The sequence below is a fragment of the Agrobacterium rosae genome (genome assembly GCF_002915175.1).
In the GTDB taxonomy this organism is placed as follows: Bacteria; Pseudomonadota; Alphaproteobacteria; order Rhizobiales; family Rhizobiaceae; genus Agrobacterium; species Agrobacterium rosae.
Genome location: NZ_NXEJ01000004.1, coordinates 218,568 through 244,436 on the forward strand (window position 1 = coordinate 218,568; position 25,869 = coordinate 244,436).

A 25,869-nucleotide genomic window follows, 5' to 3' on the forward strand; every position below is an offset into this window, starting at 1 on the left:
AGCATGAAACGCCGCACAGCACTCGCCCTCATCGCCTCACTCCCACTCGCATCCGTCGTTCGCGCGCAGACGCGCGACGGCATGCCGAAACTGCTCGAAAATGCCGATGCGCTGGACAGCCTGAAGACGGTCATCGTCAGTATCGATGGCAAGGAAGTCGCCAGCCGCGCTTATCATGGTGCTTCGCTGAATGGCTCGACCAATATCAAGTCCGCATCGAAATCCATCGTTTCCGCCTTGGTGGGTATAGCGATAGACCGGAAGATACTGGAGGGTGTCGATCAGCCGATATCATCCGTGCTTCGGACCGACTTTCCAGCCAAGCCCGATCCGCGTATCGAACGCGTGACAATCGGTAATCTGCTGTCCATGCAATCCGGTCTGGAGCGTATGTCCGGTCCCAATTACGGGCGCTGGGTTTCCAGTCGAAACTGGGTGCGGATGGCGCTCGGTTCCGGTTTTGCCGGAGATCCGGGTGGCGGGATGCTCTATTCGACTGGGTCGACTCATTTGCTGTCTGCCATTTTGACCAAGGCGTCGGGCAAGTCGACACTTGCTCTGGCGCGAGACTGGTTTTCCCCACTCAACGGCTTTTCCATCGACTCATGGGAGCGTGATCCGCAGGGCATTTATCTTGGTGGAAACCAGATGGCGATGACGGCACGGTCGCTGCTGGCGTTTGGCGAGCTTTATCGTCGCGGTGGCGTTACGCCGGATGGGGAGCGCATCGTCTCTCAGAGCTGGATCGACCAATCCTGGGTGCGGCGAACCAACTCCGTCTTCAACGGCGATGGATATGGCTATTGCTGGTTCATCAAGGAGATGGCGGGAGAGATGGTGTATTACGCCTGGGGCTATGGCGGGCAGATGCTCTACATTGTGCCGTCAAAGAGACTGTCTGTGGTGATGACATCGCGCGAGGATGCGCCATCAGCCCGCACCGGGTATCGAGACCAGTTGCATGGGCTGATGGGCGGAATCATTTCAGCGGTTTAGAGCGGTCTGTTGATGTTGAGGAAGGCTTCGCTGAGCTTCTTCATGCGCTCATCATAGGCGGTGGTCAGGCAGGCGACATCTGCGGCGCATGTCTGGCGGTGTTTCAGCCATTCACTCTGCTGGGTCTTCAGCTCATCGCGTGCACCCATCGCCATCAATTGCGTGAGGATGTCGAAGGTCGTGGCCATGCGCACGTCCTGATCGTTCAGTGCACGGTTTTCGCAAATCGTCTTTTCGTCTGCGGCGAGATCTGTCTTTGTGCAATCGAAGCTGGCCGCACCCACGGGTGAGCCATGGGAATATGAGGTGACAACAATCAGAGCAGCAAGAATATGTTTCTTGAAATGCATGTGGATCTCTTTTCCATAAACGGTCTTATAAGCCGTCTAAAGCAGGAAACAGGGCAACTTGTTCCATCCCGCAGTTTAAGGCACGTTCCGTCATGATCTTGCCGCCCTTTGATTTATAGGCTCAAGCGTTATAACTCCATCATATTGATGAGGATGAGGAATCACATGCCAAGCATGTTGAACTATTTAACCACCGGCTTTCTTGCGACGATGCTTGCTCTGCCTGTTCCCGTGCAGGCGCAAGACAACAAGACCGTACCTGCCAGCACAGCGGAAATGCAGCTGTCCTTCGCGCCGCTGGTCAAGCGCACGGCAGGGGCTGTGGTCAACGTTTACGCCGAACGGCTCGTTCAAAAACGTGCGTCGCCCTTTGCGGGCGATCCGTTCTTCGAGCAGTTTTTCGGGCAACAATCGCCAAACCGCACGGAAAAGCAGTCGTCGCTTGGTTCCGGCGTTATCGCCACCGCAAGCGGGCTGGTGGTGACCAACAACCACGTCATCGATGGTGCAGACGATATCAAGGTTGCGCTGGCGGATGGGCGCGAGTTCGCCTCCAAGGTTCTCCTGAAAGATGACCGTCTTGATCTCGCGGTCCTGCAGATCGACGCCAAGGAAGAGTTCCCTGTTCTGGCGCTCGGCAATTCCGATGCGACCGAGGTGGGTGATCTCGTTCTCGCCATCGGCAATCCCTTCGGTGTGGGACAGACGGTCACGAGTGGTATCGTCTCGGCACTGGCGCGCAACCAGGTCACGCAGGGCGATTTCGGCTTTTTCATCCAGACCGATGCTTCCATCAACCCCGGTAACTCCGGTGGTGCGCTGATGAACATGGCGGGTGAACTGATCGGCATCAACACCGCCATCTTCTCACGCGGTGGCGGCTCCAACGGCATCGGCTTTGCCATTCCGGCCAATCTGGTGCGGGTGTTCCTGGCTGCTGCCGAAAAGGGCGAAACGAGCTTCCAGCGTCCCTACGTTGGCGCAACCTTCGATCCTGTGACGTCAGAAGTGGCCGAGGCACTGGGCCTCAAGCGTGCCCGCGGTGCGCTGGTCGTCGGTGTGGTCAAGGATGGCCCAGCTGAAAAGGCTGGCATCGAGCCGGGGCAGGTGGTGACAGCGGTCAATGGCATTCCGGTGGAACACCCGGATGCGCTGGGTTATCGCCTGACCACGGCTGGCATCGGCAAGTCCGCAACCATTACCCTGATCGACAAGGGCAAGGAGAAAAACGTCACCATCGCGCTTGATACCGCGCCTGAGACAGCACCGCGTGATGAACGCTTACTGGAAGGACGCAATCCCTTTGCTGGCGCGACTGTTGCCAATCTTTCGCCAAAGCTTGCCGACGAGTTGCGGATGCCGACCAGCACCTCGGGTGTTGTTATCATGGATGTGAAGCGCAATTCGCCAGCCGCCCGTGTTGGTTTCCAGCCAAAGGACATCATCGTCTCCCTGAATGGTACGGACATGACATCCACGGCGAATGTCGAAAAAGCGCTGGAAGACAATCCTGGCTTCTGGCGTCTTGAGATCATTCGTGATGGCCAACGCATCCGGCAATTCCTGCGATGAGCGGCGATCTCTTCGCCCCACAGATTCCAGCGGAGGTCGCCAACCGGCGGCCTTTGGCGGACAGGCTGCGCCCAACCACGCTTTCCGAGGTCACGGGCCAGCCGCATCTGACGGGTGAAGAAGGCGTTCTGCGCCGCATGATCGAAAGCGGCTCACTGGGCTCGATGATTTTCTGGGGCCCGCCGGGCACGGGGAAGACCACGGTCGCCCGTCTTCTTTCCGGCGAGGCGGGACTGGCTTTCGAGCAGATATCCGCCATATTTTCCGGCGTTGCCGACCTCAAAAAGGTTTTCGAAGGCGCGCGCACCCGCCGCATGAACGGGCGGCAGACATTGCTATTCGTGGACGAAATCCACCGCTTCAACCGCGCCCAGCAGGACAGTTTCTTGCCGGTCATGGAAGACGGCACCATCATCCTCGTGGGCGCGACGACGGAAAACCCGTCCTTCGAGCTCAACGCCGCTCTTTTGTCGCGCGCGCGGGTGCTGACCTTCAAATCGCATGATGAGGAAAGCCTTGCCGAGCTTCTAACGCGCGCCGAAAGCGTCGAAGAAAAGCCGCTGCCACTGACTGATGACGCACGCGCCTCGCTGATCCGAATGGCCGATGGTGATGGGCGCGCTGTGCTGACCCTGGCGGAAGAGGTTTGGCGTGCTGTGCGCAAGGACGAGGTGTTTGATACGGAAGGCCTGACGCATATCGTGCAGCGTCGCGCGCCTGTTTATGACAAGGCGCAGGACGGCCACTATAATCTCATCTCCGCACTGCATAAATCCGTGCGCGGTTCCGATCCCGATGCCGCGCTGTATTACCTGGCGCGTATGATGGATGCTGGCGAAGATCCGCTTTACCTCGGGCGACGACTTGTTCGTATGGCGGTGGAAGACATCGGCCTTGCCGACCCGCAGGCGCTGGTCATCTGTAACGCTGCCAAGGACGCCTATGATTATCTCGGCTCGCCCGAAGGTGAGTTGGCTTTGGCCCAGGCGTGCGTCTATCTGGCAACCGCACCCAAATCCAACGCCGTCTACACAGCGTTCAAAGCGGCGATGCGGGCGGCCAAGGAAAATGGCTCGCTGCTGCCACCCAAGCATATTCTCAACGCGCCGACGAAGCTGATGAAGAGCGAAGCCTATGGCGATGGCTATCGTTACGACCACGATGAGCCGGATGCCTTTTCAGGGCAGGATTATTTCCCGGAGAAAATGGGCCGCACGACGTTTTACGATCCGCCGGATCGCGGCTTCGAGCGGGATATCCGCAAACGGTTGGATTGGTGGGCGAAGCTTCGCCGCGAACGGAACGGTAAATAGCGCGTCGTATAACTATGCGCTGGCTTGTGAGACCTCGCGATTGAGCGGTACGGCACGCGGTGGCAGCATTTTCACGGCTGATTCTGCAAGGGTGTTATGCCCCTCACAATCTACGATGAGATGCCAGTGCGATGTCTCGGGGATTGTTACGCGGATTGGCGACTTCTTGGCAACGCCACCCAGATATTTGAAGTCCAGCATTTCCGTAAAACGCTGATAGTTGCCCGACGTCATCAACCGGACATTGTTGACGGCATTCAACGATACTTCGATGATCGCGCCTGCGCGCAATTCTCTCAGATCGTAATGGGTAAAGCGGAAGCCTGGCTTGGCCATGATGAGCCCCGTAATCGTTAGCTGCGTCTCATAACGATACGCAAGGATGATGAACGCTTCGTTAGCGTGGACTGCATTCATCCTTTTGATGGATTGTGAAAGCCGGGCGACGTCAACCGTAACAGGCGTTTGCGTGGCAAACCCTTACCCGTGAGTTTCTCTGCGCCCGCAAAAAGGGTTCGTTTACCAAATTTCTTTAAGATTTGATTCGATTGCCGCGCTTTGCGGCCGCTGAAGGCACGGGTTCTGGTATGGCGTATGTTTCCCTTCCGCGTCGTTTTGTGACGTTGCTGACGATTTCCACGGTTATCGCGTCCTGTTCGGCTGAGGGGCTGGTGCCGCCCGCCGAAGTCGATGGATCGACGCGCGTCAGTTCCATACGCTCATCCAATCAGCAGAATTATAGCGCACCACCTGCCGGCGTCGCTTCAAACCAGCCCGCGAATGATTATGCACCTTTGTCGCAACCGATGCCGGAGCATACGCCGTCTCGTGATCCGCTGTTGCAGGCAGGGCCAGGCGAGCAATATTCGACACTGGATGCGCAACAACAGCGGCTGGGCGGTGCATCACCACAGATGCCAAGCGAGATGGCCGAGGGTGAGGGCGGCGTCAATATGGATGACGGCTTGGGCGTTGCCCCGGTTCGCGGTCTTGCCGAAGAGCAGGACATGGAAGTCTCCGGAGCCCAGCCCAGCCAGACCATGCAGGGCGAGATGGACAGCCAGATGCCGATGTCTCCTGCGCCGCGCCGACAGTCTGCCAGCCAATCGCGTCTCATTCCGCCACCGGGAGAAGGGCAGCGTCAGCCGGTTCAGGACGTGGCGATGCTGATGCCTGACAATCCGACGCAGGAACGCCGCATGTCCTCACCGCCGGGCATGATGCCGCAGTCGGAAGTGTCCTGCCGTTCCGAACTGCGCCGGCTTGGCGTGGCGTTCCGCGATGTTGCGCGCATTGCCGATGGCCCGACCTGCGGCATCGATTACCCTATCGAACTCTCAGGCCTTGCCAGCGGTGTCGCGATCCGCCCAGCGGTGAAGCTGAATTGCCAGGTGACGCTGGCTTTTGCCAAATGGGTGAAATTCGAACTCGTGCCATCGTCGCGCTTCCGCTATCTCTCCGGCGTCGAGCGCATCACGCCGATGGGTGGTTATTCCTGCCGCAAGATGAATTCGCGCTCCAGCAACCCGTGGTCGGAACATGCGCGCGGCAACGCCATCGATATCGGCACCATCACGCTGAAGAACGGCAAGGAAATCGACGTGCGCTCCAAGAACTTTTTCGCATTCCGCGAGAAGGGTCTTCTGAAGGCGGTCCGCACCGACAGCTGCAAGTATTTCTCGACCGTGCTTGGGCCGGGCAGCGATCCAAACCACTGGAACCACTTCCACTTCGATCTGCGCACCCGCAAATCCGGCTATCGCCATTGTAGCTGAGATTGGTCACCTCATAACGGTCCCGCATGTAGAATGATCTTCCTGCGGGGATGGCTTTTAAGCAATCTTGAACTTATATCCTCTCCAGCAGGATTGTGTTGAAAGATTTCGTATGAACTCCCCCATGAAGCCAATCGTTTCCATTCAGAACCTGACCAAGGCCTATGCCAATGGCTTCCAGGCTCTCAAAGGCGTTACACTCGACATCAAGCAGGGCGAAATCCTGGCGCTTCTCGGACCGAATGGTGCGGGCAAGACCACGCTGATTTCCATTGTCTGTGGACTGGTCAACCCCAGCGGCGGTAAAGTCCTCGTCGGCGGGCATGATGTCGTCAGTGAGTTTCGCAAGACACGCGAGCTTATCGGCCTCGTGCCGCAGGAACTGACCACCGATCAGTTTGAGACCGTGTGGAATACTGTTTCTTTCTCACGCGGGTTGCACGGGCAAAAGAAGAACCCGCAGCTGGTCGAGCGTATCCTGAAATCGCTGTCGCTCTTCGACAAGAAGGACAACATGCTGCGGGAGCTCTCGGGCGGCATGAAGCGACGTGTGCTGATTGCCAAGGCGCTGGCGCACGAGCCGAAAATTCTGTTTCTGGATGAGCCGACGGCGGGCGTCGATGTCGCCTTGCGCCGCGACATGTGGAAGGTGGTTGAGGACCTGCGCGCAACCGGCGTCACCATCATTCTCACCACCCACTATATCGAAGAGGCCGAAGAGATTGCCGACCGAGTCGGCGTCATCAATGGCGGCGAGCTTTTGCTGGTGGAAGACAAGACTGCCCTGATGCAGAAGCTTGGCCGCAAACAGCTTTCGCTCGAACTGACGGAGCCGGTGAAAGTTTTGCCGGACAGTCTTTCCCAATACCAGCTTTCCCTTTCCGAAGACGGTACCTGCCTGACCTACGAATATGAGGGCAATGGCGAGCAAAGTCGTATTGCCGATGTGCTGGCAGCGCTTTCTGCCGCCGGCATCCACTTCAAGGATATTTCAACACGACAGAGTTCTCTCGAAGACATTTTCGTGGCGCTGGTGGGAGGTCAAAAATGAATTTCGAGGCAATCAAGTCCATCTATCTGTTCGAAATGGCCCGCACGCGCCGCACGCTTCTGCAAAGCGTTGTGTCGCCGGTCATTTCCACATCGCTCTATTTTATCGTGTTCGGCACCGCCATAGGCTCGCGCATTCAGGAAGTGGATGGCATTTCCTACGGCGCGTTCATCACGCCCGGCCTCATAATGCTGACTTTGTTGACGCAATGTATCAGTAACGGCGCCTTTGGAATCTATTTCCCGAAATTCACCGGTACGATCTATGAACTTCTGTCAGCGCCCGTGGCAATGACCGAGATCGTGATTGGTTATGTCGGGGCAGCCGCCACGAAGGGGTTGATGATCGGCACGATCATCCTCATCACCGCGTCCTTCTTCGTGGATATTTCGATTGCGCATCCGTTCATGATGCTGCTGTTTTTCATACTGACGGCAATCAGCTTCAGTCTGTTCGGCTTCATCATCGGCATATGGGCTTCGAATTTCGAACAGCTCAACCTCATTCCCATGCTGGTCGTTCCACCGCTGACCTTCCTCGGTGGCAGCTTCTATTCCATCAACATGCTGCCGCCATTCTGGCAGACCGTCAGCCACTTCAATCCGGTCCTGTATCTCATCAGCGGCTTCCGGTGGAGTTTCTACGAGATTTCGGACGTCAATCCTCTGCTCAGCCTGGCGATGGTCACCTTGTTCTTGGCGGTATGCCTCGGCGTGGTGAGCTGGATGTTCAAGACGGGTTATAAGCTGAGAAACTGATGGGCGTTCGCCCTCGTTTACCGTCATCCTCGGGCTTGACCCGAGGATCTGACCACGTTTGATCTTGGGGTGCGTTAGATGCTCGGGACAAGCCCGAGCATGACGGAGGAGAGGTTGCATTCTCCGCAAATAATCAGGGAGAAGCTTGCGCGTTCTCCCTGATTTAGTTTCAAACAGGCCGCACGAGAATGTGCTTCTTCTTGCCCAGCGAAAGCTTGATGACGCCATCAGCCGTCACTTCACCAGCACCGATAACCTGACGCTCATCCGACATGCTCTGATCATTGATCTTCACCGCACCGCCCTGAACGTGACGACGGGCTTCGCCGTTGGAGGCGGCAAGGCCAGCTCGGACGATCAGCGACAGCAGGCCGACGCCTGCCTCTAGCTCAGCCTTCGGTACGTCGATGGAGGGCAGGTTGTCGGCCAATGCACCTTCTTCGAATGTCTTGCGCGCCGTGTCAGCTGCCTGTTCTGCATTATCGCGACCATGCAGCATGGCAGTAATTTCGGTCGCGAGGATTTTCTTGACCTCGTTGATCTCCGAACCACCCAGTGCTGAGAGACGTGCGATCTCGTCCATCGGCAGCGTCGTGTAGAGCTTCAGGAAGCGGGACACATCGGCATCTTCCGTATTGCGCCAGTATTGCCAGAAATCGTAAGCCGACAGCATATCCGGGTTTAGCCACACGGCACCATTCATCGACTTACCCATCTTCGCACCCGAAGACGTCGTCAAAAGCGGCGAGGTCAGCGCGTAAAGCTGCGGCGTGCCCATGCGGTGACCAAGGTCGATGCCGTTTATGATGTTGCCCCACTGGTCGGAACCGCCCATTTGCAGGCGGCAGCCTGTGCGCTTGTTCAGCTCCACGAAATCATAGGCCTGAAGGATCATGTAGTTGAATTCGAGGAAGGACAGCGACTGCTCGCGATCCAGTCGTGTCTTCACGCTTTCAAACGATAGCATGCGGTTGACCGAGAAGTGACGGCCGACATCGCGCAGGAATTCGAGGTAGTTGATATCGCGCAGCCAGTCGCCATTGTTGATCATCAGGGCAGGCGCGGTTGCTGCGTCGTAGTTGAGGTAATTGGCGAACACGCGCTTGATGGAGGCGATGTTGCTTTCGATCGTATCGATCGTCATCAGCTGACGTGCGTCGTCCTTGAACGAGGGATCGCCGACCATGCCGGTGCCGCCGCCCATCAGAGAGATCGGCTGGTGGCCGGTCTTCTGCATCCAGTGCAACATCATGATCTGGATCAGACCGCCAGCGTGAAGGCTGGGCGCGGTCGGATCGAAGCCGATATAGGCAGTCACGGTTTCCTTGGCGAAGAGTTCATCGAGACCTGCCTCGTCGGAGATCTGGTGAATGAAGCCGCGCTCATCGAGCGTGCGGAGGAAATCGGACTTGAACCTGGACATAACCTTTTTCTTTCTGGTTGGGTCTTCTGCTCACTGAAATGCCAGTGAATGCCGCGCCATTAGCATTGTTTTTTGATAAATGCACCCGTTTGCGCCATGAATATCGGCAATCGGGAACGAGATGATTCCATCCGGCAGGGAGAACGACATGGGCGAGGTCAAAACGGCGATAGGGCTGATGAGCGGAACGTCCATGGATGGCATCGACATCGCGCTTCTGCGCACGGATGGCGAAAGCGTCGTCCGCCACGGCCCGAGCGGCTATTTTCCCTATGACCCGCAACTGCGCGCCACATGGCAAAAGGCGCTGGTCACGGCCAAGTCCATCCGACAGCGTGACGAACGGCCCGATGATCTTGGTGACGCCGAGCGTAAGCTGACGCTAGCGCATGCGGCGGCGGTCAAATCATTCCTGCATCGGCACGGGTTGAATGCCGAGGCCATCGACGTGATCGGCTTTCACGGCCAAACCGTGCTTCACCGCCCGGATGATGCCCTGACGGTGCAGATCGGCGATGGTATGCTGCTGGCCGAGAAAATCGGCATTGATGTGGTCTATGACATGCGCGCCAACGACATGGTGCATGGCGGGCAGGGCGCACCGTTGATCCCGATTTATCACGCAGCACTTGCCGCCAATCTGCCCGCGCAGTTCGAAACGCCTGCCGTCTTCGTCAATATCGGCGGTATTTCCAACCTCACCTATATCGGTGAGAGCGGCACACTGGCGGCCTTTGATAGCGGTCCCGGCAATATGCTGATCGACCAATGGATCGAGGCGCATACGGGCAAGGCTTATGATAGGGGCGGTGCGACGGCGGCACGCGGTGCGATCGTTCCGTCACTGGTGTCGCGTTATATGGAAAGCCCGTTCTTCTCCGCCAATATTCGCCGCTCGCTGGACCGCTCGGATTTTATGCCGCCCGCAAAGGGGGAGGTGTCCTTGGAGGACGGTGCGCGGACGCTGGCGCATTTGACGGGTGCGGCCATTCTCAAGTCGGCTAGCTATCTGCCGGAGGGGGCGAAGACTTATGTCGTTTGTGGTGGGGGACGGCTGAACCCGGTTATCATGCGCGAGTTTTCTGAGCAGGCGGCGAAGCTGGGTGCAGCGGTGATCGCGGCGGAGGAGGCTGGTTTCGATGGTGGAGCGATGGAGGCGGAGGCCTGGGCGTATCTCGCCGTGCGGTCGTTGAGAGGGTTGGCGCTGACGTATCCTGGCACGACGGGGGTTGGGGAGCCGGTGACGGGTGGGGTTTTGGCGAGGGCTTTGTCATAATATAGGACGGCGGGTGTGGCTCACCCCCCTCTGCCCTGCCGGGCATCTCCCCCACAAGGAGGGAGATTGGCTGGGCGCGCCAACATTGTTCCAACCTCAACCTACGAGGTGGCCGGTAGATATCAACGAGTCGATCTCCCCACCTGTGGGGGAGATGCCCGGCAGGGCAGAGGGGGGTGAGCCCCACCCGCCGCCGATAGACGCTGTGTTACCGAATCCGCTTCGCCGCTGGCTCCGGCACCAACTCACCATTCAAACGGCGATCCAGATAATCCTCGCATTCGCTCATCAGCGTATCCACCTGACCACTGAAGAAGTGGTTTGCGCCCGGCAAGGTGCGGTGGGTGATCAAAATACCCTTCTGAGTCTTCAGCTTTTCGACCAGAACATTCACATCCTTCTCCGGTGCGACCTTATCCGCATCACCATTGATGATGAGGCCGGAAGACGGGCATGGTGCTAGGAACGAGAAGTCGTAGGTGTTGGGCTGCGGCGCAATCGACATGAAGCCTTCGATTTCCGGGCGGCGCATCAGAAGCTGCATGCCGATCCACGAACCGAAGGAGTAACCGGCGACCCAACAGCTCTTCGAATCCGGGTGCAGGCTCTGGACCCAGTCGAGTGCCGAGGCGGCATCCGACAATTCGCCAGCGCCGTGGTCGAACTCGCCCTGGCTACGACCGATAGAGCGGAAGTTGAAGCGCAATGTGGTGAAGCCGCGCTTCTGGAACAGATAGAACAGCTGGTAGACGATCTGGTTGTTCATCGTGCCGCCGAACTGCGGATGCGGGTGAAGGATGATCGCGATCGGCGCGCTTTTTTCCTTGGATGGCTGGTAGCGGCCTTCGAGGCGACCCGCAGGGCCGTTGAAAATGACTTCGGGCATATGTACTCCGGTCGTGTTTTTGTGTTTCTAAACCTTTTCCATGCGCAAGAAGACTTGACGCGGATGGTCAGCTTTTCTAAAACCCAGTTTAGAATTATTCGAAACTTCGTGTGCTGTCTGCACTGTTGGACGTGTCATAAGGCAAGCACGACGGAAATTTCAAGGAAAATGCGCTTTGGCGCATCAATCTAAGGTTAGACAGAACAGTTTCCCATGGCGACGACAACGCGCACATATCTGGACTGGAACGCGACGGCACCTTTGCTGCCCGCCGTCCGGGATGCGTTTGTTTCGGCTTTGGACCTCTCCGGCAACCCGTCTTCTGTCCACAAGGAAGGTCGCGCCATTCGTGCTGCTGTGGAGGCGGCGCGCCGTGACGTGGCCGCTCTGGTCGGAGCGCAGGCGTCACATGTCATCTTTACCAGTGGTGCCACGGAAGCGGCCAATCTGGTTCTGTCGCCCTCGTTCAAGATGGGGCGCTCAGCACTTTCTGTCTGTCATCTCTATGTTTCTGCCATCGAACATCCCGCTATTCGCGAAGGCGGGCGGTTCGACAAGGCCGATGTGAGCGAAATCGCGGTGACGGCTGACGGTGTGCTCGATCTCGCAGCGCTTGAGGCTGCGCTGGCATCGCATGATGCCACTACAGGTCTTCCGATGGTCGCGCTGATGCTGGTCAATAACGAGACCGGTATTATCCAGCCCGTGAAAGAAGCTGCACGTCTGGTTCATGCCGCTGGCGGTCTGCTGGTTGTCGATGCCGTTCAGGCGGTTGGTCGTATTGCTGTTGATATCGAAGCGCTCGGTGCGGATTTCCTCATCGTGTCATCCCACAAGATCGGCGGCCCCAAGGGCATGGGCGCATTGATCTCGCGTGGTGAGGTGATGATGCCGAAGCCTTTGATCCATGGTGGTGGCCAGGAGAAGGGGCACCGTTCCGGCACGGAGAATACGTCTGCCATCATCGGATTTGGAACCGCTGCTGTTGAAGCGTTGAAAAATCTCGATGTGGAAGCGCATCGTCTGAGCGACCTACGCGCAACGCTAGAAAACGCGATGCGCGCTATGGCACCTGATGTTATCATCCACGGTGCCGATGCGGCGCGTGTTTGCAACACCACATTTTTCACCCTGCCGGGCCTGAAATCCGAAACGGGGCAGATCGCATTCGATATTGAGGGCATCGCGCTTTCGGCGGGTGCGGCCTGCTCTTCCGGCAAGGTGGGTGAGAGCCATGTGCTGACGGCCATGGGGCATGATCCCAAGCTGGGTGCCTTGCGCATTTCGCTGGGCGCGGCAACGACTGAGGCCGATATCGACAAGGCCATCGCGGTGTTTGCCAAAATTGCCGGGCGGCGAAAGCTGGCTGCGCAGGCGGCGTGAGGCCAAAAACAATTGCGGAAAGTCAAATTTCCGCTTGCCGGAGAGTGTGAAAAGCGCCATCCGAACACTAAATAAGGCATAACAATAAAAGTTATGCTGGACACGAATGAAGGCGGGTCTTCCGTCTTGATACGTTGACAAGCCACCGGACCTTGGATCCGGCGAGATTGGAGAACGACTATGGCAGCGGTTCAGGAAACGATCGATCAGGTCCGCCAGATCGATGTGGACCAGTACAAATACGGTTTTGAAACCGAGATCGAAGTGGACAAGGCACCGAAGGGCCTGTCCGAAGAGGTCATCCGTTTCATTTCCGCCAAGAAGGAAGAGCCGGAATGGATGCTGCAATGGCGTCTTGAGGCTTACCAGCGTTGGCTTACGATGGAAGAGCCCACTTGGGCGCGCGTCAATTATCCCAAGATCGATTTCAACGATCTCTATTATTACGCGGCACCAAAGAGCACGCCTGGCCCGAAATCGCTTGAGGATGTCGATCCCGAGCTGCTGAAGGTTTACGAGAAGCTCGGCATTCCCCTTCTGGAACAGGAAATCCTGGCTGGCGTCGAAAACCGTCGCGTGGCCGTGGATGCCGTGTTCGACTCGGTCTCTGTCGTGACCACGTTCAAGAAAGAGCTGATGAAGGCCGGCGTGATTTTCATGTCGATTTCGGAAGCCATTCGCGAATACCCTGATCTCATCAAGAAATACATCGGCTCTGTCGTTCCAACGACGGACAATTATTATGCGACGCTGAACTCCGCGGTTTTCACCGATGGTTCCTTCGTGTTCGTGCCGAAGGGTGTTCGTTGCCCAATGGAATTGTCCACCTATTTCCGTATCAACGAGAAGAACACCGGCCAGTTCGAGCGCACGCTGATCATCGCGGAAGAGGGCGCTTACGTGTCCTATCTCGAAGGCTGCACGGCGCCGCAGCGGGACGAGAACCAGCTTCACGCCGCCGTTGTCGAGCTTGTGGCTCTTGACGATGCCGAGATCAAATATTCCACCGTCCAGAACTGGTATCCTGGTGATAAAGACGGAAAGGGCGGCATCTACAACTTCGTGACCAAGCGCGGCGATTGCCGTGGCCACCGTTCGAAGATTTCGTGGACGCAGGTTGAAACCGGCTCTGCGATTACGTGGAAGTACCCATCCTGCATTCTGCGCGGTGATGACAGCCGTGGTGAGTTCTACTCGATTGCCGTGTCCAACGGTCATCAGCAGATCGACTCTGGCACCAAGATGATCCACCTCGGCAAGAACACGTCCAGCCGCATCATCGCCAAGGGCATCGCTGCCGGTTTCTCGGAAAACGTCTATCGCGGCCAGGTCTCGGCCCACCGCAAGGCGACCAACACACGTAACTTTACGCAGTGCGACAGCCTTCTGATTGGCGACAAGTGCGGTGCACATACCGTGCCCTACATCGAAGCGAAGAACTCGTCCTGCCAGTTCGAGCACGAAGCAACGACGTCGAAGATTTCCGAGGACCAGCTGTTTTACTGCCTGCAACGCGGCATTCCCGAGGAGTCAGCCATCGCGCTGATTGTCAATGGCTTTGTGAAGGACGTGATCCAGCAGCTGCCGATGGAATTTGCTGTTGAAGCGCAGAAGCTGATCGGGATTTCGCTGGAAGGTTCTGTGGGTTGATGAGTGATGCGCAGGACATCGTCGCTGCGCAACGCCATAGCATTTGCAATCGTGAAGAGTTGCAACGGAGCGCGTTAGCTGGGTGCTTTCATTGTCTCGAAATTTATCCCTCTGCCAAGATTCTGGAGTGGATTCACGAGACGCATGACGAAAAGTGCTTCAGTGCAATGTGTCCAATGTGCGGAATCGATGCGGTGGTTGGAGATGCTTCAGGTTACTCGATAGCTAACCCGCAGTTTTTGGAAAGAATGAAACACATTTGGTTTGATAATAAATCGCCAATTGTTGATTGAAGGGACGTTGAAAATGCTTGAAATTATCGACCTGCACGCAAAGATCGCCGATACCGAAACCGAGATCATCAAGGGCTTGAACCTGAAGGTTGCGGCTGGTGAAGTGGCGGCTATCATGGGGCCGAATGGCTCTGGCAAGTCCACGCTGTCCTACATTCTGTCGGGCCGTGAAGACTACGAAGTTACCTCCGGTGACATTCTCTATAACGGCGAAAGCATTCTGGAACTGGACGCTGCCGAGCGTGCGGCCAAGGGCATCTTCCTGGCCTTCCAATACCCGGTCGAAATTCCAGGCGTTGCCACCATGCAGTTCCTGAAGGTTGCGATGAACGAGCAGCGCAAGGCGCGCGGCGAGGCTGAGCTGACAACGCCAGACTTTATCAAAAAGGTGAAGGAAGCCGCTGGCGATCTGAAGATCGACATGGATATGCTGAAGCGTCCGCTCAATGTCGGTTTTTCCGGTGGTGAAAAGAAGCGTGCTGAAATTCTACAGATGGCGCTGCTGGAGCCGAAGCTCTGCGTGCTTGACGAGACCGACTCTGGCCTCGACATCGACGCGCTGAAGATCGTGGCCGACGGCGTCAACGCGCTGAAGTCCCCGGACCGCGCCACCATCGTCATCACCCACTACCAGCGCCTGCTGGATTACATCGTGCCAGATAGCGTCCACGTTCTCTACAAGGGCAAGATCATCCGTTCCGGCGACAAGAATCTGGCGCTCGATCTGGAATCCAACGGTTACGCCGACATCATCGGTGAAGCAGCATGATCGGCTGGGAAAGGTGATGTTATGAATATGCAAACAACTAACCGGCAGACGCCAGCGGAACTCGCGCTGGCTGAAGCTTTCACCGCCAAGTTCAGCGCGTTGCCGGGCGACGGTAACGTCGTTGCTGCACGCGATGTGCTGTTCGATGATCTGAAGACCGGTGGCCTGCCAACGCGTCGCGTCGAGGCCTGGCACTATACCGATCTGAAGACATTGCTGCGCGGCTTGCCAGAAGACGCGCCGGCACCTGTGATCGAGAAGCGTTCGGCACTCGTTTCTGGTGCGCCGATTGCTTACGTCATGCACGGCAAGGCCGTCGATTCCGAGATCGAAGGCTTCAAGATCGAAAGCTATGCGGAGAGCCTCACCGATGGCACCGCTGCCGCCGCCCTCGTTGCTGCCAGCAAGGATGACGCGATTGGCCGGATCAACGGCAGTTTCGTGCGTGATGGTCTGTCCGTCGTCGTTCCCGATGATTCTGTCTTCGTCAATCCGCTTGAGCTTCAGGCCATCCACGGGGCAGGGCAGGTGCATAGCCGTTTCCCTGTTACTTTCGGCAAGGGGTCCAAGTCAACCATCATCGAACGTCACCTGTCGGTGACCGATGAGACTGCCTTCGTATCTTCGGTCAGCGAGATCGAGGTTCAGGACGGTGCGGAAGCGACTTACGTTATTCTGCAGCAGCAGGGTGCAGCCGATACGCATCTTGGCCAGCTGCGCATCATCATGGGTGCCGATGCCAAGCTGCGGCTGTTCGTCATCAATGCCGGTGGCAAGCTGGTGCGTCAGGAATTGCGCGTCGATGTGAACGGTGAGGGTTCCGATCTCTCCATCCGTGGCGTCAACCTGCTGGGTGGCGAAACGCATACCGACGTGACCATGGTTCTCGGCCATAACGTACCGAACACGACCTCGACGGAAGTGTTCCGCAACGTGGTGTTCGACCGCGCCAAGGGCATTTTCCAGGGCATGATCCGGGTTGCGCCCGATGCTCAGAAGACCGATGCCAAGATGGCCTGCAACACGCTTCTGATGTCTGACGATGGCGAGTTTTCGGCCAAGCCCGAGCTTGAAATCTTCGCGGATGACGTTCAGTGCGGCCATGGTGCGACCGTTGCGGATATCAGCGACAACCATCTCTATTACCTGATGGCGCGTGGCGTGCCACGGGCGAAGGCGCGGGCCATGCTGGTCAATGCTTTCGTGGATGAGATCATCGAAGAGCTGGAAGACGAACAACTGGTAGAAGCGCTGGAAGATATCATCGCCAGCTGGCTGGAACACCATGCCTGATAACGAACGCGCCGGAGTGGCCGCCCCTTATGACGTCGAAGCCGTGCGGAAGGATTTTCCGATCCTTTCGCGCGAGGTCTATGGCAAGCCGCTGGTCTATCTGGACAACGGCGCGTCCGCGCAAAAGCCGCAGGTCGTCATTGATGCAATCTCAAATGCCTATTCGAATGAATATGCCAATGTGCATCGTGGCCTGCATTTTCTCTCCAATGCCGCAACCGATGCCTATGAGGCGTCGCGCGAAAAGGTGCGTCGCTTCCTGAATGCCGGTTCGGTGGACGAGATCGTCTTCACCAAATCCTCGACAGAGGCCATCAACACGGTGGCTTATGGTTATGGCATGCCGAAAATCGGTGAGGGCGATGAGATCGTTCTTTCGATCATGGAACACCATTCCAACATCGTGCCATGGCACTTTATTCGCGAACGGCAGGGTGCCAAGCTCGTCTGGGTGCCGGTGGATGATGAGGGCGCTTTTCACATCGAGGATTTCGAAAAGAGCCTGACGGAAAAGACCAAGCTGGTTGCCATCACGCATATGTCGAATGCGCTCGGCACCGTCGTTCCGGTCAAGGAAATCTGCCGCATCGCGCATGAGCGCGGCATTCCGGTGCTAGTGGATGGCAGCCAAGCTGCGGTTCATATGCCTGTTGATGTGCGCGATATCGATTGCGACTGGTATGTTATGACCGGCCACAAGCTTTACGGCCCGTCAGGCATCGGCGTGCTCTATGGCAAGGCCGACCGCTTGAAAGAGATGCGTCCGTTTCAGGGCGGCGGCGAGATGATTCTCGACGTGTCCGAGGACGAAATAACCTATAACGAGCCGCCACATCGTTTCGAGGCTGGCACACCGCCCATCGTGCAGGCCATCGGTCTCGGTTATGCGCTGGATTATATGGACGGCATCGGCCGTGCAGCGATTGCAGCGCATGAGGCGGATCTGGCGACCTATGCGGCGGAGCGTCTGCGCGAGATCAATTCGCTACGCATCATCGGCAATGCGCCGGGCAAGGGCGGAATTTTCTCGTTCGAGCTTGAGGGCATTCACGCGCATGATGTCTCGATGGTCATCGACAGGCGTGGCGTGGCGGTGCGCGCTGGCACTCATTGCGCCATGCCGCTCTTGAAACGCTTCGGCGTCACCTCCACATGCCGTGCATCGTTCGGCCTCTACAACACGCGCGCGGAAGTGGACGCTCTGGCCGAAGCGCTGGATTATGCCCGCAAGTTTTTTGCCTGAAGGATCAGGACCATGACTGTTGAAACAACTGAACCGAATAACGAAGTCAGCGCCGTCGTCGCGACGTCTTCGACCATAGCGCCGGACGAACTGGCGCGTATCAGCGATGACGTCATCGCGGCATTGAAGACCGTTTACGACCCGGAAATTCCGGCGGATATTTTCGAGCTCGGTTTGATCTACAAGATCGATGTCGAAGACGACCGCATGGTCAAGATTATGATGACGCTGACCGCCCCCGGTTGCCCTGTTGCCGGTGAAATGCCGGGCTGGGTGGAAAACGCCGTTGGTGCCGTCGAAGGCGTTTCCGGTGTGACCGTCGAAATGACGTTCGATCCACCATGGACGCCGGATCGCATGTCGGAAGAAGCGCAGGTTGCTGTCGGCTGGTATTGAGCCTTGATACCGGCTGGTGATGAGACTAGATTCAATCCATGAAAGCATCGGGCCTTAAACCCGTTTGTTGAAGGAGAATGGGCCCATGGGCTTTGCAGTAATGACGATGACCGAGGCTGCCGCCTCCCGTGTCAAAGCAATCGTCGAGAATTCCGGGCCTGAGGCCAAGGGCCTTCGCGTGGGCATCAAAAAAGGTGGCTGTGCGGGTATGGAATACACCATCGACATGGTGACCGAACCGTCCGCGAAGGATGACCTGATCGAATTTCAGGACGCCAAGGTGTGGATCGAGCCATCCGCCGTGCTTTATTTGCTCGGCACGCAGATGGATTTCGAAATCACGAAAATGCGTTCCGGCTTTACGTTTACCAACCCGAACCAGACATCTGCTTGCGGATGTGGTGAGTCGGTTGAATTGAAGCCTGCGGATTTGGCGGTGCTTGCGAAGCAGCGCCAAGAGGCGGTTGGGGCTTAAGGCACGCAGCGTAGGGAAGGCTAATACCTTTCCCTTCGTCATCCTCGGGCTTGACCCGAGGATCTAACGAGCCCCAACATCCAACGTGGTTGGATCCTCGGGACACGCCCGAGGATGACGAACGGAGTGAGCGCTGAGCGACTCAATGGCTTTCTGCCGTATTTAAACCGCTTCCCGCACAGCAATCTCCGCCATGGCCAACGCCGCTTCCCGCGTCTTCGCCGCAGCAATAAATCGCCCGTTATGACAGAAGGTTGCACCTTCTACGCCCGACGCCGTCTCCAAATCACCGTTCGTCAAACCGGCCCATGCGGCGGGCAAATCAGCGCGCAGCTCGAAGCCATCATCGGCGCGGCGGATGCCGGTGAGGCACCAGTCCTTGTCACGCGGGTGAACGACGAAGAGGAGGTGGTCCGCTCCTGCTTTGACCACTGCCGGGCGGAAGGGCATGCCGAGTGGCAGTTCCAGAACGCGGCCTTCGCCGGTTTTTTCGATGGCGTCCAATACCAGTGATTCGGCGCGCAATTTTGCGGCCTTCTTATCGATGCTGGCTTCCACGAAGCTGCGGGCAATGGCAAGCGCAGCATGAAACGCCAGATCATCCGCCTCTGGATCGTTATTATCGAAGACGGGCTTCAATGTTTCGAGAAGCGCGGGCAATGTCAGCCCTGCAAGCAAACCTGCCGTCGCCGGGCTCAGTGCGCCATTGTCCATGAGGTCGATGGGCAGCACGAAGCCAGAGTCGAACGACGTATGGATCGCTTCGATATGCGCTTCCGGCACGCCGGAGGCCGCAAGGTACTGATGGCCATAGTGCTTCCAGATCAGTCCGAACGAGCTGTAAGGCTGACCATCTTCGCGAAGCGGTGCGCCGCGCTGGTGATGGTCGAAGATGTGCGTTTCAGCATCATAGGCACCGCCGACATCGTAAATGATGCGATCGGCGCTAGGCGTGATCCAGTCCGGGGCGCGGCTGCGGACGATCTTCGCCTGCGGGAAAAGCCGGGTGAGGATGACGCTGGACAGCAGTTCATCGGCATGGAAGCCACCGGAATGGGTGACGAGAAAATCCACTGACATGGTAGGACCGGCCTTATTGTTCGGAAAAAGCTTGTTTTACCGATCAGATATAGCGTGTCGACCAGCCCCGCAACCCGGCAATCAGGCGATTGCGGTGATTTCCAGCTCCTGATCGCCAACTTGCACGAGGTCTCCAACGGCCTTGCCCAAAAGGGCGCGCGCGACGGGGGATACGTGTGACATCGAGCCCGCCTTCGGGTCTGCCTCGTCTTCTCCGACGATACGAAATGTCTGCACGCGCCCGTCATCCCGGTCGAACGTAACAGTGCTGCCAAAGGCGACGACATCATTGCTTTCAGGTGCTGGCATTGGCTGGGCCGTATGCAGGCGTTCAGAGAAATAGCGAAGGTCGCGCATGTGCGGTGCGGCCAGGCGTCTGCGCTCGTTGATATCTTCGATAGCATTTGCCTCATCGAAGGCCTTGCGGGCTTCATCAACCTGCGCCGCCAGCGCCTTCAGCCCGGCTTCAGTGACGAGGTTGGGATGTTGCGAGACGGGGCGATCCGGCAGCTGTGTTTCTGCTGCGGTTTCGGCACTCTCTTCTTTGACAAAGGCGACGCTCACTTCAAAACTCCTCTTTCATACCTTCCTTATATGGAGAGGGGATGGCGCAATGACAACGGGCAGCGTCATTCGTGCCTTAACGCCTCGATAGGGCTCAGACTCGCAGCTCTTCGTGCCGGGAAGTATCCGAAGATGACGCCGATCGCTGCCGAAAACGCGAAGGCGAGCGCGATGATCGCAGGGCTGGTGACGAAGGGAACGCCGAGGAACGTGACGACGCTGTAGGCGAGACCAAGACCGGTCAGAATACCGGCCACGCCGCCAAAGGCCGATAACATCACGGCCTCCACCAGAAACTGCGTGAGCACCTGCTTTTCCAGCGCTCCAATGGCAAGGCGAATGCCGATTTCGCGCGTGCGCTCCGTGACCGAAACCAGCATGATGTTCATGATGCCGATACCACCCACCAGCAGGCTGACGGCTGCAACGGCACCCAGAAGGCCTGTCAGCAGCGTCGTTGTGCCGGTCATGGCGGATGCGATCTGCGCCATATCGTTGACGGTGAAATCATCATCGCGACCCAGCGCTATGCGACGACGTTCGCGCAGCAGGTTTTCGATATCGGACTGCACCTTGGCCGTCGAAACACCGTCCTGCGCCGACACCATGATGCTGGAAATGGTGGTGGTGCCGCCAATGCGCCGCTGGTGGATTTTCAGCGGCATGATGATCGTATCGTCCTGATCATCCCCCAGACCGGACTGACCCTTGCGGGCGAGAACCGCGATAACGGGGCAGGAAATATTGCTGACGCGGATCGTCTGGCCGACGGGATTTGCCGCGCCGAACAGCTCCTGACGCACGGTTTCGCCGATGATGCAGCCGATCTGGCCGCCGCGATCTTCCGCGGGCAGAAATGTGCGGCCCTGTGACAGCGTCCAGTCCTGCGTGACCAGGTAGTCGTTGGTGGTGCCCACCACACTGGTGGAATGGTTCTTGCCGCCATAGATGACAGTCGCCGCCGAGCTTCTGTTGACGGGGGCAACGGCGCGGATGCCGCCAAGCTGGTCGCGCATGGCCTGTATATCATGGTCGTTGAACCGCTTGGCCTCCGTGCTGGCGCGGCCAGGCCCGAACTGGCCGGGGCGCACGAACAGCATGTTGGTGCCAAGGCGTGAGAGTTCGGATTTCACCTGCGCCGTCGTACCGTTGCCGATCGTGACCATGGCAATGACAGCCGCAACGCCGATGACGACGCCGAGCACGGTGAGGAATGAACGCAACAGGTTGCGGCTGATGGCGCGTAGTGCGAGGCGGGCGGTTTCAAGAAACATCTGCCGCCTCCTGCCGTTCCGTTGCGCTGTCGGATGCGAGATGGCCATCCACGAACCGCAGCAACCGGTTGGCATGGGCTGCGATATCCTCTTCATGGGTGACCATGACGACGGTAATGCCCTTGTCGCGATTGAGCGAGGTGATGAGGTCCATGATTTCGGTACTGGTCTTGGTGTCGAGATTGCCCGTTGGCTCATCTGCCAGAAGCAGGGCAGGGCGGGTTACGATGGCGCGCGCAATGGCCACACGCTGCTGCTGGCCGCCGGACAGCTCCTGTGTGGTGTGATGTTCCCTCCCCATCAGCCCAACCTGTGCCAGCGCCTCCATGGCGCGGGGACGGCGCTCTGCCGCCTTCATGCCACGATAGATCAAGGGCAATTCCACATTCTCGACAGCCGATGTACGCGGCAACAGGTTGAAGCCCTGAAACACGAAGCCCAGCATGTGCCGGCGCAGAAGCGTCAGTTGCTCGCTCTCGAAGCCGCTCGTCGGCACGCCCTGGAACAGATATTCACCTGATGTCGGCGTATCCAGGCAACCGATGATATTCATCGACGTTGATTTGCCGGAGCCGGATGGCCCCATGATCGCAACGAATTCGCGTTCTTGAATCGACAGGCTGACGCCATCCAGCGCCCGGATCGTCGCTTCTCCGACGCCATATTGTTTGACGACGTTTCGAAATTCGATGAGTGGTTGACCTGTCATGTGCTTTTCCGCCTCAACTGCTGCGTTGGGTGGCGTCGGTAATGATTTGATCGTCGGGCGAAATATCCCCCGATTTGATGGCGGTAAACTGGCCATCGGTCGCACCGGTTTCGACCTGCACGGAAACAGGCTGGTTGTTTCGCAACACCCAGACGCTTCGCTTCGTGGTGTCTTCGCCAGATCCGCCGCCGCCGCGCTGACGACCCATGCGGGGAGGGCGGAACAATCCCATCAAGCCGCCGCCACGTGATGCTGATTCGCGCGGTGGGGTGTAACGAAGGGCGGCATTGGGAACGAGGATCGCGTCTTTCACCTGCTGCACGACGATGTTTGCAGTGGCCGTCATGCCGGGGCGCAGCAGCAGCTCGGCATTATCCACCGTTAGTATGCCCTTGTAGGTGACGACGTTGGAAACGGTCTCAGAGGCAAAGCGCACGGTTTCTATTGCGGCCGGAAAGCTTCGTTCCGGGTAGGCATCCACGTTGAAGGTTGCGGTCTGCCCCGTCTCGACTTTACCGACATCGGCCTCATCAATGGCCACCTGAAGCTCCATGTGGCGCAGGTCACCCGCGATGGTGAACAGCACGGGTGCATTCAGCGAAGACGCGACGGTCGCGCCTGGGTCCACATCGCGCGTGAGAACCACGCCATCGATGGGCGATATGATCCTGGCCTTACCCAGGTTCAGTTCCGCCAATCGAAGATCGGCTTCGGCCGACAGAACCGACGCGCCATTCACCTCAAGCGTAGCGGCGGAGGCATCATAGGTGAACTGCGCCACTTCCAGATCCTGCTGACTGGAGACGCGGCTTTGAACGAGGGATTTCAGCCGGTCCAGCGACGACTTGGCAGAACCCAGGTCGGCTTGCGCCTTCAGGACGCTGGCTTTGGCGGAAGCGAGTTTGGCGCGCGCGCTCTGCACATCGGCTTCCAGCTTGTTGGTATCCAGTTCCGCTAGAATATCCCCCGACTTGACCGGGCTGTTATAGGTCACATTGACCTTGCGGACGGTGCCGGAAAGCTCGCTCGAGATATCCACCTGATCCGTCGGTTGAACGGAGCCCGTCGACGTAACGATGACGGAGAGGTCACCCTTCTTGGCGTCCTGCGTCGTGTAGGTATAGGCAACATGCGAGCCGCCAGCGATATAATAATATGCACCCGCGCCACCCAGCGCCAACACCACCACCGACGTATAAAGAAAACGGCGCGATTTCTTTTTGCCGGTTTTTGCGGAAACCAGAATATCGCGCAGATCCGGCTTGTCTGCTGGCTTGGATGTCGTGTTGCTGTCGTCGGCGGAGTTCATTCTCTTTACCTATCAAGACAATGCCGTGGCGGAGTTTGGCAAAAACATAATTTTTGCAAGCCATTAAGGTTTTCGGCATTGTGTCCGTCTGTCCCGTCCGGCTTCGCATAGCTTTGGCGCGGGGTGAAGTGAAAACTTCGTAATCTTGTCTTGAGGCAATGATTTGAGCAGTTTGGGCCCCAACCGGGCGCTTCGCAAAAAAAACAAAAGAAAGATGATTTTACCTGTTGCAGGCCGTGGGTGAACCGTGTATCTCCCCACCATCGAAAGACGGAGTGTAGCGCAGTCTGGTAGCGCATCTGGTTTGGGACCAGAGGGTCGGGAGTTCGAATCTCTCCACTCCGACCACTTTCGGAAGTTCTGTGTTTACAGTGACTTCCACAATTCCCCTAAAGTAAAAACTGCTACGTCTGAGCCGGTCTTACCGGCTTTTGCCTTTTTCAGTCTGGCTTCACGCCAGATATTGAAAATAGGCCCAAGCGGCGATGAAGAACGCGATGATGCCGGCCACGATTGCGAGCTTGCGCAGTTGCGGGTTTGGTTTGCGCGGCTGCTTTGGTGGCTCCGGCTTGCGGAATTTGATGACGTTTTCGTTCATGTCTGGCGTCCTTTGAATTGCGAGCCGATAAAATATGCTTCGCGGGCGACACGCAAGTCAGGGCCCAAGCTTTTCGGTACCTATGGCTTTTATGGTTTCCGTAATATGCAGGGCCTGACCGGCTTGACTTCATAAGGCGTTCGGTCCAATTGAGTTTTGCTATCGCGTTGTTATAAATCTATGATGTGTGATGGCTAGAAAAAGCGGAAGGCCGCTTGATCGCAAGACCGGAGCAGTTTGAGATGTCTGCAAAAATTTATCGCCCAGCAAAAACGGCCATGCAGTCCGGCAAGGCCAAGACCAACCAATGGGTGCTGGAGTTCGACGCCGAAATCCCCCGCAAGATCGATCCGATCATGGGCTACACGTCGTCGTCTGATATGAAGCAGCAGGTCAAGCTGTTGTTCGAAACGCAGGAGCAGGCTGAAGCCTATGCAAAGCGCAAAGGCATCGACTACCGCGTGATCCAGCCACAGGAGGCCACCCGCAAGGTTGTTTCCTACACCGACAATTTCAAGTTCAGCCGCACACAGCCCTGGACTCACTGATTTATCCAGACAATGGCCCCTTAGCTCAGCTGGATAGAGCACCTGCCTTCTAAGCAGGTTGTCGTTGGTTCGAGTCCAACAGGGGTCGCCACCCATACGAAAACGCCCTCGAAAGATGTTTCGAGGGCGTTTCTTATTTTGGATACAGCCGGGTTATTTTTGGGCTTCAGTGCACGTTCAGCACGTGGGCGTGATTGCTAGCCGTCATGAATGATTCGCGAGCGGTTTCCAGGTCACATTTGCCCAAGAGTGCATTCAGGCAGTTTTGCCGCGCTTCTTCGTACTCTTGACCGTGATCGTTTGGCCAGCGGTACATCAGCAGGTCGAGAGCGATCAACGGGCTGTAGATTTCCAGTGCCGCACAAAGTGGCAAATGGATCGCGACTGGCTTGATCCATTCGGCATGGTGGCAGGGCTCAGTTCTGTGAATTAGCATGGGGGTTCCTCCTTCCCATAGTCCTCTCCACGAACCCGAAATTCACATATTAGTTCCCGTTCACGAAAAAAGTGAACGGCCTAGGGGTTCCCTTTTTTCAATATGAATGGAAGATGAACAAATAAATGAACCGGAGATGAACGAAAATACGACTTAGGCGTTGTATCACTAACAACCGAGGAGATGCGAAAATGTTCAATCTGTCTGGAATTCAAGAAAGCTTTTTTGGCGATCGTATGGCCGGTGTATGCCAGGCGATCACGTCAGCTCTGGCATTCGAGTCGGGTCTTGAAAAGTCGAGCATCTCGGCCTCTGTAGAAAACGACGTTATCTATCTTGAAGGTACGGCTGACTCGGTGGAAGCCATTGATATCGCTATCAATCTCGCTTCGTCGATTTCGAATTGTCGTATTTTGAGCCACGTAGAGCCTTGCTACTGACGTGACCTT

General features: G+C 57.3%; 28 protein-coding genes and 2 tRNA genes. 19 read left to right on the plus strand and 11 right to left on the minus strand.

Annotated elements, in window-relative coordinates:
* Positions 1–3: 3 nt before the first annotated feature.
* Positions 4–996, plus strand: coding sequence for a serine hydrolase domain-containing protein (locus tag CPJ18_RS08370; RefSeq protein ID WP_103657705.1), 993 nt, complete (start codon positions 4–6; stop codon positions 994–996).
* On the opposite strand, the gene CPJ18_RS08375 is transcribed toward CPJ18_RS08370, so the two are convergent.
* Complete coding sequence (locus CPJ18_RS08375) at positions 993–1,346, minus strand: lysozyme inhibitor LprI family protein (protein ID WP_103657706.1); 354 nt, start codon at positions 1,344–1,346, stop codon at positions 993–995. The two genes, CPJ18_RS08370 and CPJ18_RS08375, sit on opposite strands and share 4 nt — an antisense overlap.
* 165 nt (positions 1,347–1,511) lie before the next feature.
* Here CPJ18_RS08375 and CPJ18_RS08380 point away from each other — a divergent pair, with 165 nt between their 5' ends.
* Together CPJ18_RS08380 and CPJ18_RS08385 are read left to right on the plus strand one after the other, a co-directional pair.
* Positions 1,512–2,918, plus strand: a complete 1,407-nt coding sequence (locus CPJ18_RS08380; protein WP_103657707.1) for a DegQ family serine endoprotease — start codon at positions 1,512–1,514, stop codon at positions 2,916–2,918.
* Positions 2,915–4,231 (plus strand): replication-associated recombination protein A, encoded by a 1,317-nt coding sequence (locus CPJ18_RS08385; RefSeq protein ID WP_103657708.1) that lies wholly within the window; start codon positions 2,915–2,917, stop codon positions 4,229–4,231. Before CPJ18_RS08380 ends, CPJ18_RS08385 begins: the two co-directional genes overlap by 4 nt.
* 12 nt (positions 4,232–4,243) lie before the next feature.
* Here CPJ18_RS08385 and CPJ18_RS08390 read toward each other — a convergent pair whose 3' ends face one another.
* A complete protein-coding gene (locus CPJ18_RS08390; RefSeq protein ID WP_103657911.1) occupies positions 4,244–4,567 on the minus strand; it encodes a DUF1883 domain-containing protein in 324 nt (107 codons plus the stop codon).
* A gap of 251 nt (positions 4,568–4,818) precedes the next feature.
* On the opposite strand from CPJ18_RS08390, the gene CPJ18_RS08395 reads away from it, so the two are divergent.
* The 3 genes from CPJ18_RS08395 (at position 4,819) to CPJ18_RS08405 (ending at position 7,815) form a co-directional block, all read left to right on the plus strand.
* Positions 4,819–6,006, plus strand: coding sequence for an extensin-like domain-containing protein (locus CPJ18_RS08395; RefSeq protein WP_103657709.1), 1,188 nt, complete (start codon positions 4,819–4,821; stop codon positions 6,004–6,006).
* A gap of 124 nt (positions 6,007–6,130) precedes the next feature.
* Entirely contained in the window at positions 6,131–7,057 is a 927-nt protein-coding gene (locus tag CPJ18_RS08400; protein ID WP_103657710.1) for an ABC transporter ATP-binding protein, read from the plus strand.
* Positions 7,054–7,815, plus strand: coding sequence for an ABC transporter permease (locus tag CPJ18_RS08405; RefSeq protein WP_103657711.1), 762 nt, complete (start codon positions 7,054–7,056; stop codon positions 7,813–7,815). Before CPJ18_RS08400 ends, CPJ18_RS08405 begins: the two co-directional genes overlap by 4 nt.
* A gap of 169 nt (positions 7,816–7,984) precedes the next feature.
* Here CPJ18_RS08405 and tyrS read toward each other — a convergent pair whose 3' ends face one another.
* The gene (gene tyrS / locus CPJ18_RS08410) at positions 7,985–9,238 is read right to left on the minus strand and encodes a tyrosine--tRNA ligase (RefSeq protein ID WP_077101389.1); all 1,254 of its coding nucleotides are present in this window, start codon (positions 9,236–9,238) and stop codon (positions 7,985–7,987) included.
* A 148-nt stretch (positions 9,239–9,386) separates the two neighbouring features.
* Between tyrS and CPJ18_RS08415 the strand changes: the two genes are divergently transcribed.
* Entirely contained in the window at positions 9,387–10,514 is a 1,128-nt protein-coding gene (locus tag CPJ18_RS08415) for an anhydro-N-acetylmuramic acid kinase (RefSeq protein ID WP_103657712.1), read from the plus strand.
* Between the two features lie 208 nt (positions 10,515–10,722).
* Here the strand turns inward: CPJ18_RS08415 and CPJ18_RS08420 are convergent, their stop codons facing one another.
* The gene (locus CPJ18_RS08420; RefSeq protein WP_067645511.1) at positions 10,723–11,400 is read right to left on the minus strand and encodes an alpha/beta hydrolase; all 678 of its coding nucleotides are present in this window, start codon (positions 11,398–11,400) and stop codon (positions 10,723–10,725) included.
* 213 nt (positions 11,401–11,613) lie between these two features.
* Between CPJ18_RS08420 and CPJ18_RS08425 the strand changes: the two genes are divergently transcribed.
* The 8 genes from CPJ18_RS08425 (at position 11,614) to sufA (ending at position 18,902) form a co-directional block, all read left to right on the plus strand.
* On the plus strand, positions 11,614–12,783 hold the full coding sequence (locus CPJ18_RS08425) for a cysteine desulfurase family protein (protein WP_103657713.1): 1,170 nt from the start codon (positions 11,614–11,616) through the stop codon (positions 12,781–12,783).
* 180 nt (positions 12,784–12,963) lie between these two features.
* Positions 12,964–14,433 (plus strand): Fe-S cluster assembly protein SufB, encoded by a 1,470-nt coding sequence (sufB, locus tag CPJ18_RS08430; RefSeq protein ID WP_103657714.1) that lies wholly within the window; start codon positions 12,964–12,966, stop codon positions 14,431–14,433.
* The gene (locus tag CPJ18_RS08435) at positions 14,433–14,726 is read left to right on the plus strand and encodes a cytoplasmic protein (RefSeq protein WP_103657715.1); all 294 of its coding nucleotides are present in this window, start codon (positions 14,433–14,435) and stop codon (positions 14,724–14,726) included. Before sufB ends, CPJ18_RS08435 begins: the two co-directional genes overlap by 1 nt.
* A 13-nt stretch (positions 14,727–14,739) precedes the next feature.
* Positions 14,740–15,495 (plus strand): Fe-S cluster assembly ATPase SufC, encoded by a 756-nt coding sequence (sufC, locus tag CPJ18_RS08440; RefSeq protein ID WP_103657716.1) that lies wholly within the window; start codon positions 14,740–14,742, stop codon positions 15,493–15,495.
* Positions 15,496–15,516: 21 nt separating this feature from the next.
* Complete coding sequence (gene sufD, locus CPJ18_RS08445; protein ID WP_103657717.1) at positions 15,517–16,788, plus strand: Fe-S cluster assembly protein SufD; 1,272 nt, start codon at positions 15,517–15,519, stop codon at positions 16,786–16,788.
* A complete protein-coding gene (locus CPJ18_RS08450; RefSeq protein ID WP_103657718.1) occupies positions 16,781–18,031 on the plus strand; it encodes a cysteine desulfurase in 1,251 nt (416 codons plus the stop codon). The genes sufD and CPJ18_RS08450 overlap by 8 nt, the downstream gene beginning before the upstream one ends.
* A 12-nt stretch (positions 18,032–18,043) precedes the next feature.
* Positions 18,044–18,427, plus strand: a complete 384-nt coding sequence (locus CPJ18_RS08455) for an SUF system Fe-S cluster assembly protein (protein ID WP_103584236.1) — start codon at positions 18,044–18,046, stop codon at positions 18,425–18,427.
* An 85-nt stretch (positions 18,428–18,512) separates the two neighbouring features.
* Entirely contained in the window at positions 18,513–18,902 is a 390-nt protein-coding gene (sufA, locus tag CPJ18_RS08460; RefSeq protein WP_103657719.1) for a Fe-S cluster assembly scaffold SufA, read from the plus strand.
* A 162-nt stretch (positions 18,903–19,064) separates the two neighbouring features.
* Here the strand turns inward: sufA and CPJ18_RS08465 are convergent, their stop codons facing one another.
* From CPJ18_RS08465 to CPJ18_RS08485, 5 genes are all read right to left on the minus strand, one after another.
* On the minus strand, positions 19,065–19,982 hold the full coding sequence (locus CPJ18_RS08465) for an MYG1 family protein (RefSeq protein WP_103657720.1): 918 nt from the start codon (positions 19,980–19,982) through the stop codon (positions 19,065–19,067).
* Between the two features lie 81 nt (positions 19,983–20,063).
* The gene (greA, locus tag CPJ18_RS08470; protein WP_103657721.1) at positions 20,064–20,546 is read right to left on the minus strand and encodes a transcription elongation factor GreA; all 483 of its coding nucleotides are present in this window, start codon (positions 20,544–20,546) and stop codon (positions 20,064–20,066) included.
* Positions 20,547–20,611: 65 nt separating this feature from the next.
* A complete protein-coding gene (locus CPJ18_RS08475) occupies positions 20,612–21,820 on the minus strand; it encodes an ABC transporter permease (protein ID WP_077101368.1) in 1,209 nt (402 codons plus the stop codon).
* A complete protein-coding gene (locus tag CPJ18_RS08480; RefSeq protein ID WP_103657722.1) occupies positions 21,810–22,529 on the minus strand; it encodes an ABC transporter ATP-binding protein in 720 nt (239 codons plus the stop codon). Before CPJ18_RS08480 ends, CPJ18_RS08475 begins: the two co-directional genes overlap by 11 nt.
* Positions 22,530–22,542: 13 nt before the next feature.
* A complete protein-coding gene (locus CPJ18_RS08485; RefSeq protein WP_103657723.1) occupies positions 22,543–23,838 on the minus strand; it encodes an efflux RND transporter periplasmic adaptor subunit in 1,296 nt (431 codons plus the stop codon).
* A gap of 271 nt (positions 23,839–24,109) precedes the next feature.
* Here CPJ18_RS08485 and CPJ18_RS08490 point away from each other — a divergent pair.
* A tRNA-Pro gene (locus tag CPJ18_RS08490) sits at positions 24,110–24,186 on the plus strand.
* 103 nt (positions 24,187–24,289) lie between these two features.
* On the opposite strand, the gene CPJ18_RS26770 is transcribed toward CPJ18_RS08490, so the two are convergent.
* On the minus strand, positions 24,290–24,436 hold the full coding sequence (locus CPJ18_RS26770) for a hypothetical protein (RefSeq protein ID WP_167397861.1): 147 nt from the start codon (positions 24,434–24,436) through the stop codon (positions 24,290–24,292).
* A 242-nt stretch (positions 24,437–24,678) separates the two neighbouring features.
* Here CPJ18_RS26770 and CPJ18_RS08495 point away from each other — a divergent pair, with 242 nt between their 5' ends.
* Together CPJ18_RS08495 and CPJ18_RS08500 are read left to right on the plus strand one after the other, a co-directional pair.
* On the plus strand, positions 24,679–24,984 hold the full coding sequence (locus CPJ18_RS08495) for an ETC complex I subunit (protein ID WP_077117177.1): 306 nt from the start codon (positions 24,679–24,681) through the stop codon (positions 24,982–24,984).
* 14 nt (positions 24,985–24,998) lie between these two features.
* Positions 24,999–25,075: transfer RNA gene (locus CPJ18_RS08500), tRNA-Arg, on the plus strand.
* Between the two features lie 75 nt (positions 25,076–25,150).
* On the opposite strand, the gene CPJ18_RS08505 is transcribed toward CPJ18_RS08500, so the two are convergent.
* Positions 25,151–25,420 carry a DUF982 domain-containing protein gene (locus CPJ18_RS08505; protein WP_103657724.1) on the minus strand — a complete coding sequence of 90 codons (270 nt, stop codon included), beginning with the start codon at positions 25,418–25,420 and terminating at the stop codon, positions 25,151–25,153.
* A gap of 191 nt (positions 25,421–25,611) precedes the next feature.
* Here CPJ18_RS08505 and CPJ18_RS08510 point away from each other — a divergent pair, with 191 nt between their 5' ends.
* Positions 25,612–25,860 (plus strand): BON domain-containing protein, encoded by a 249-nt coding sequence (locus CPJ18_RS08510; RefSeq protein ID WP_077101357.1) that lies wholly within the window; start codon positions 25,612–25,614, stop codon positions 25,858–25,860.
* Positions 25,861–25,869: the final 9 nt, after the last annotated feature.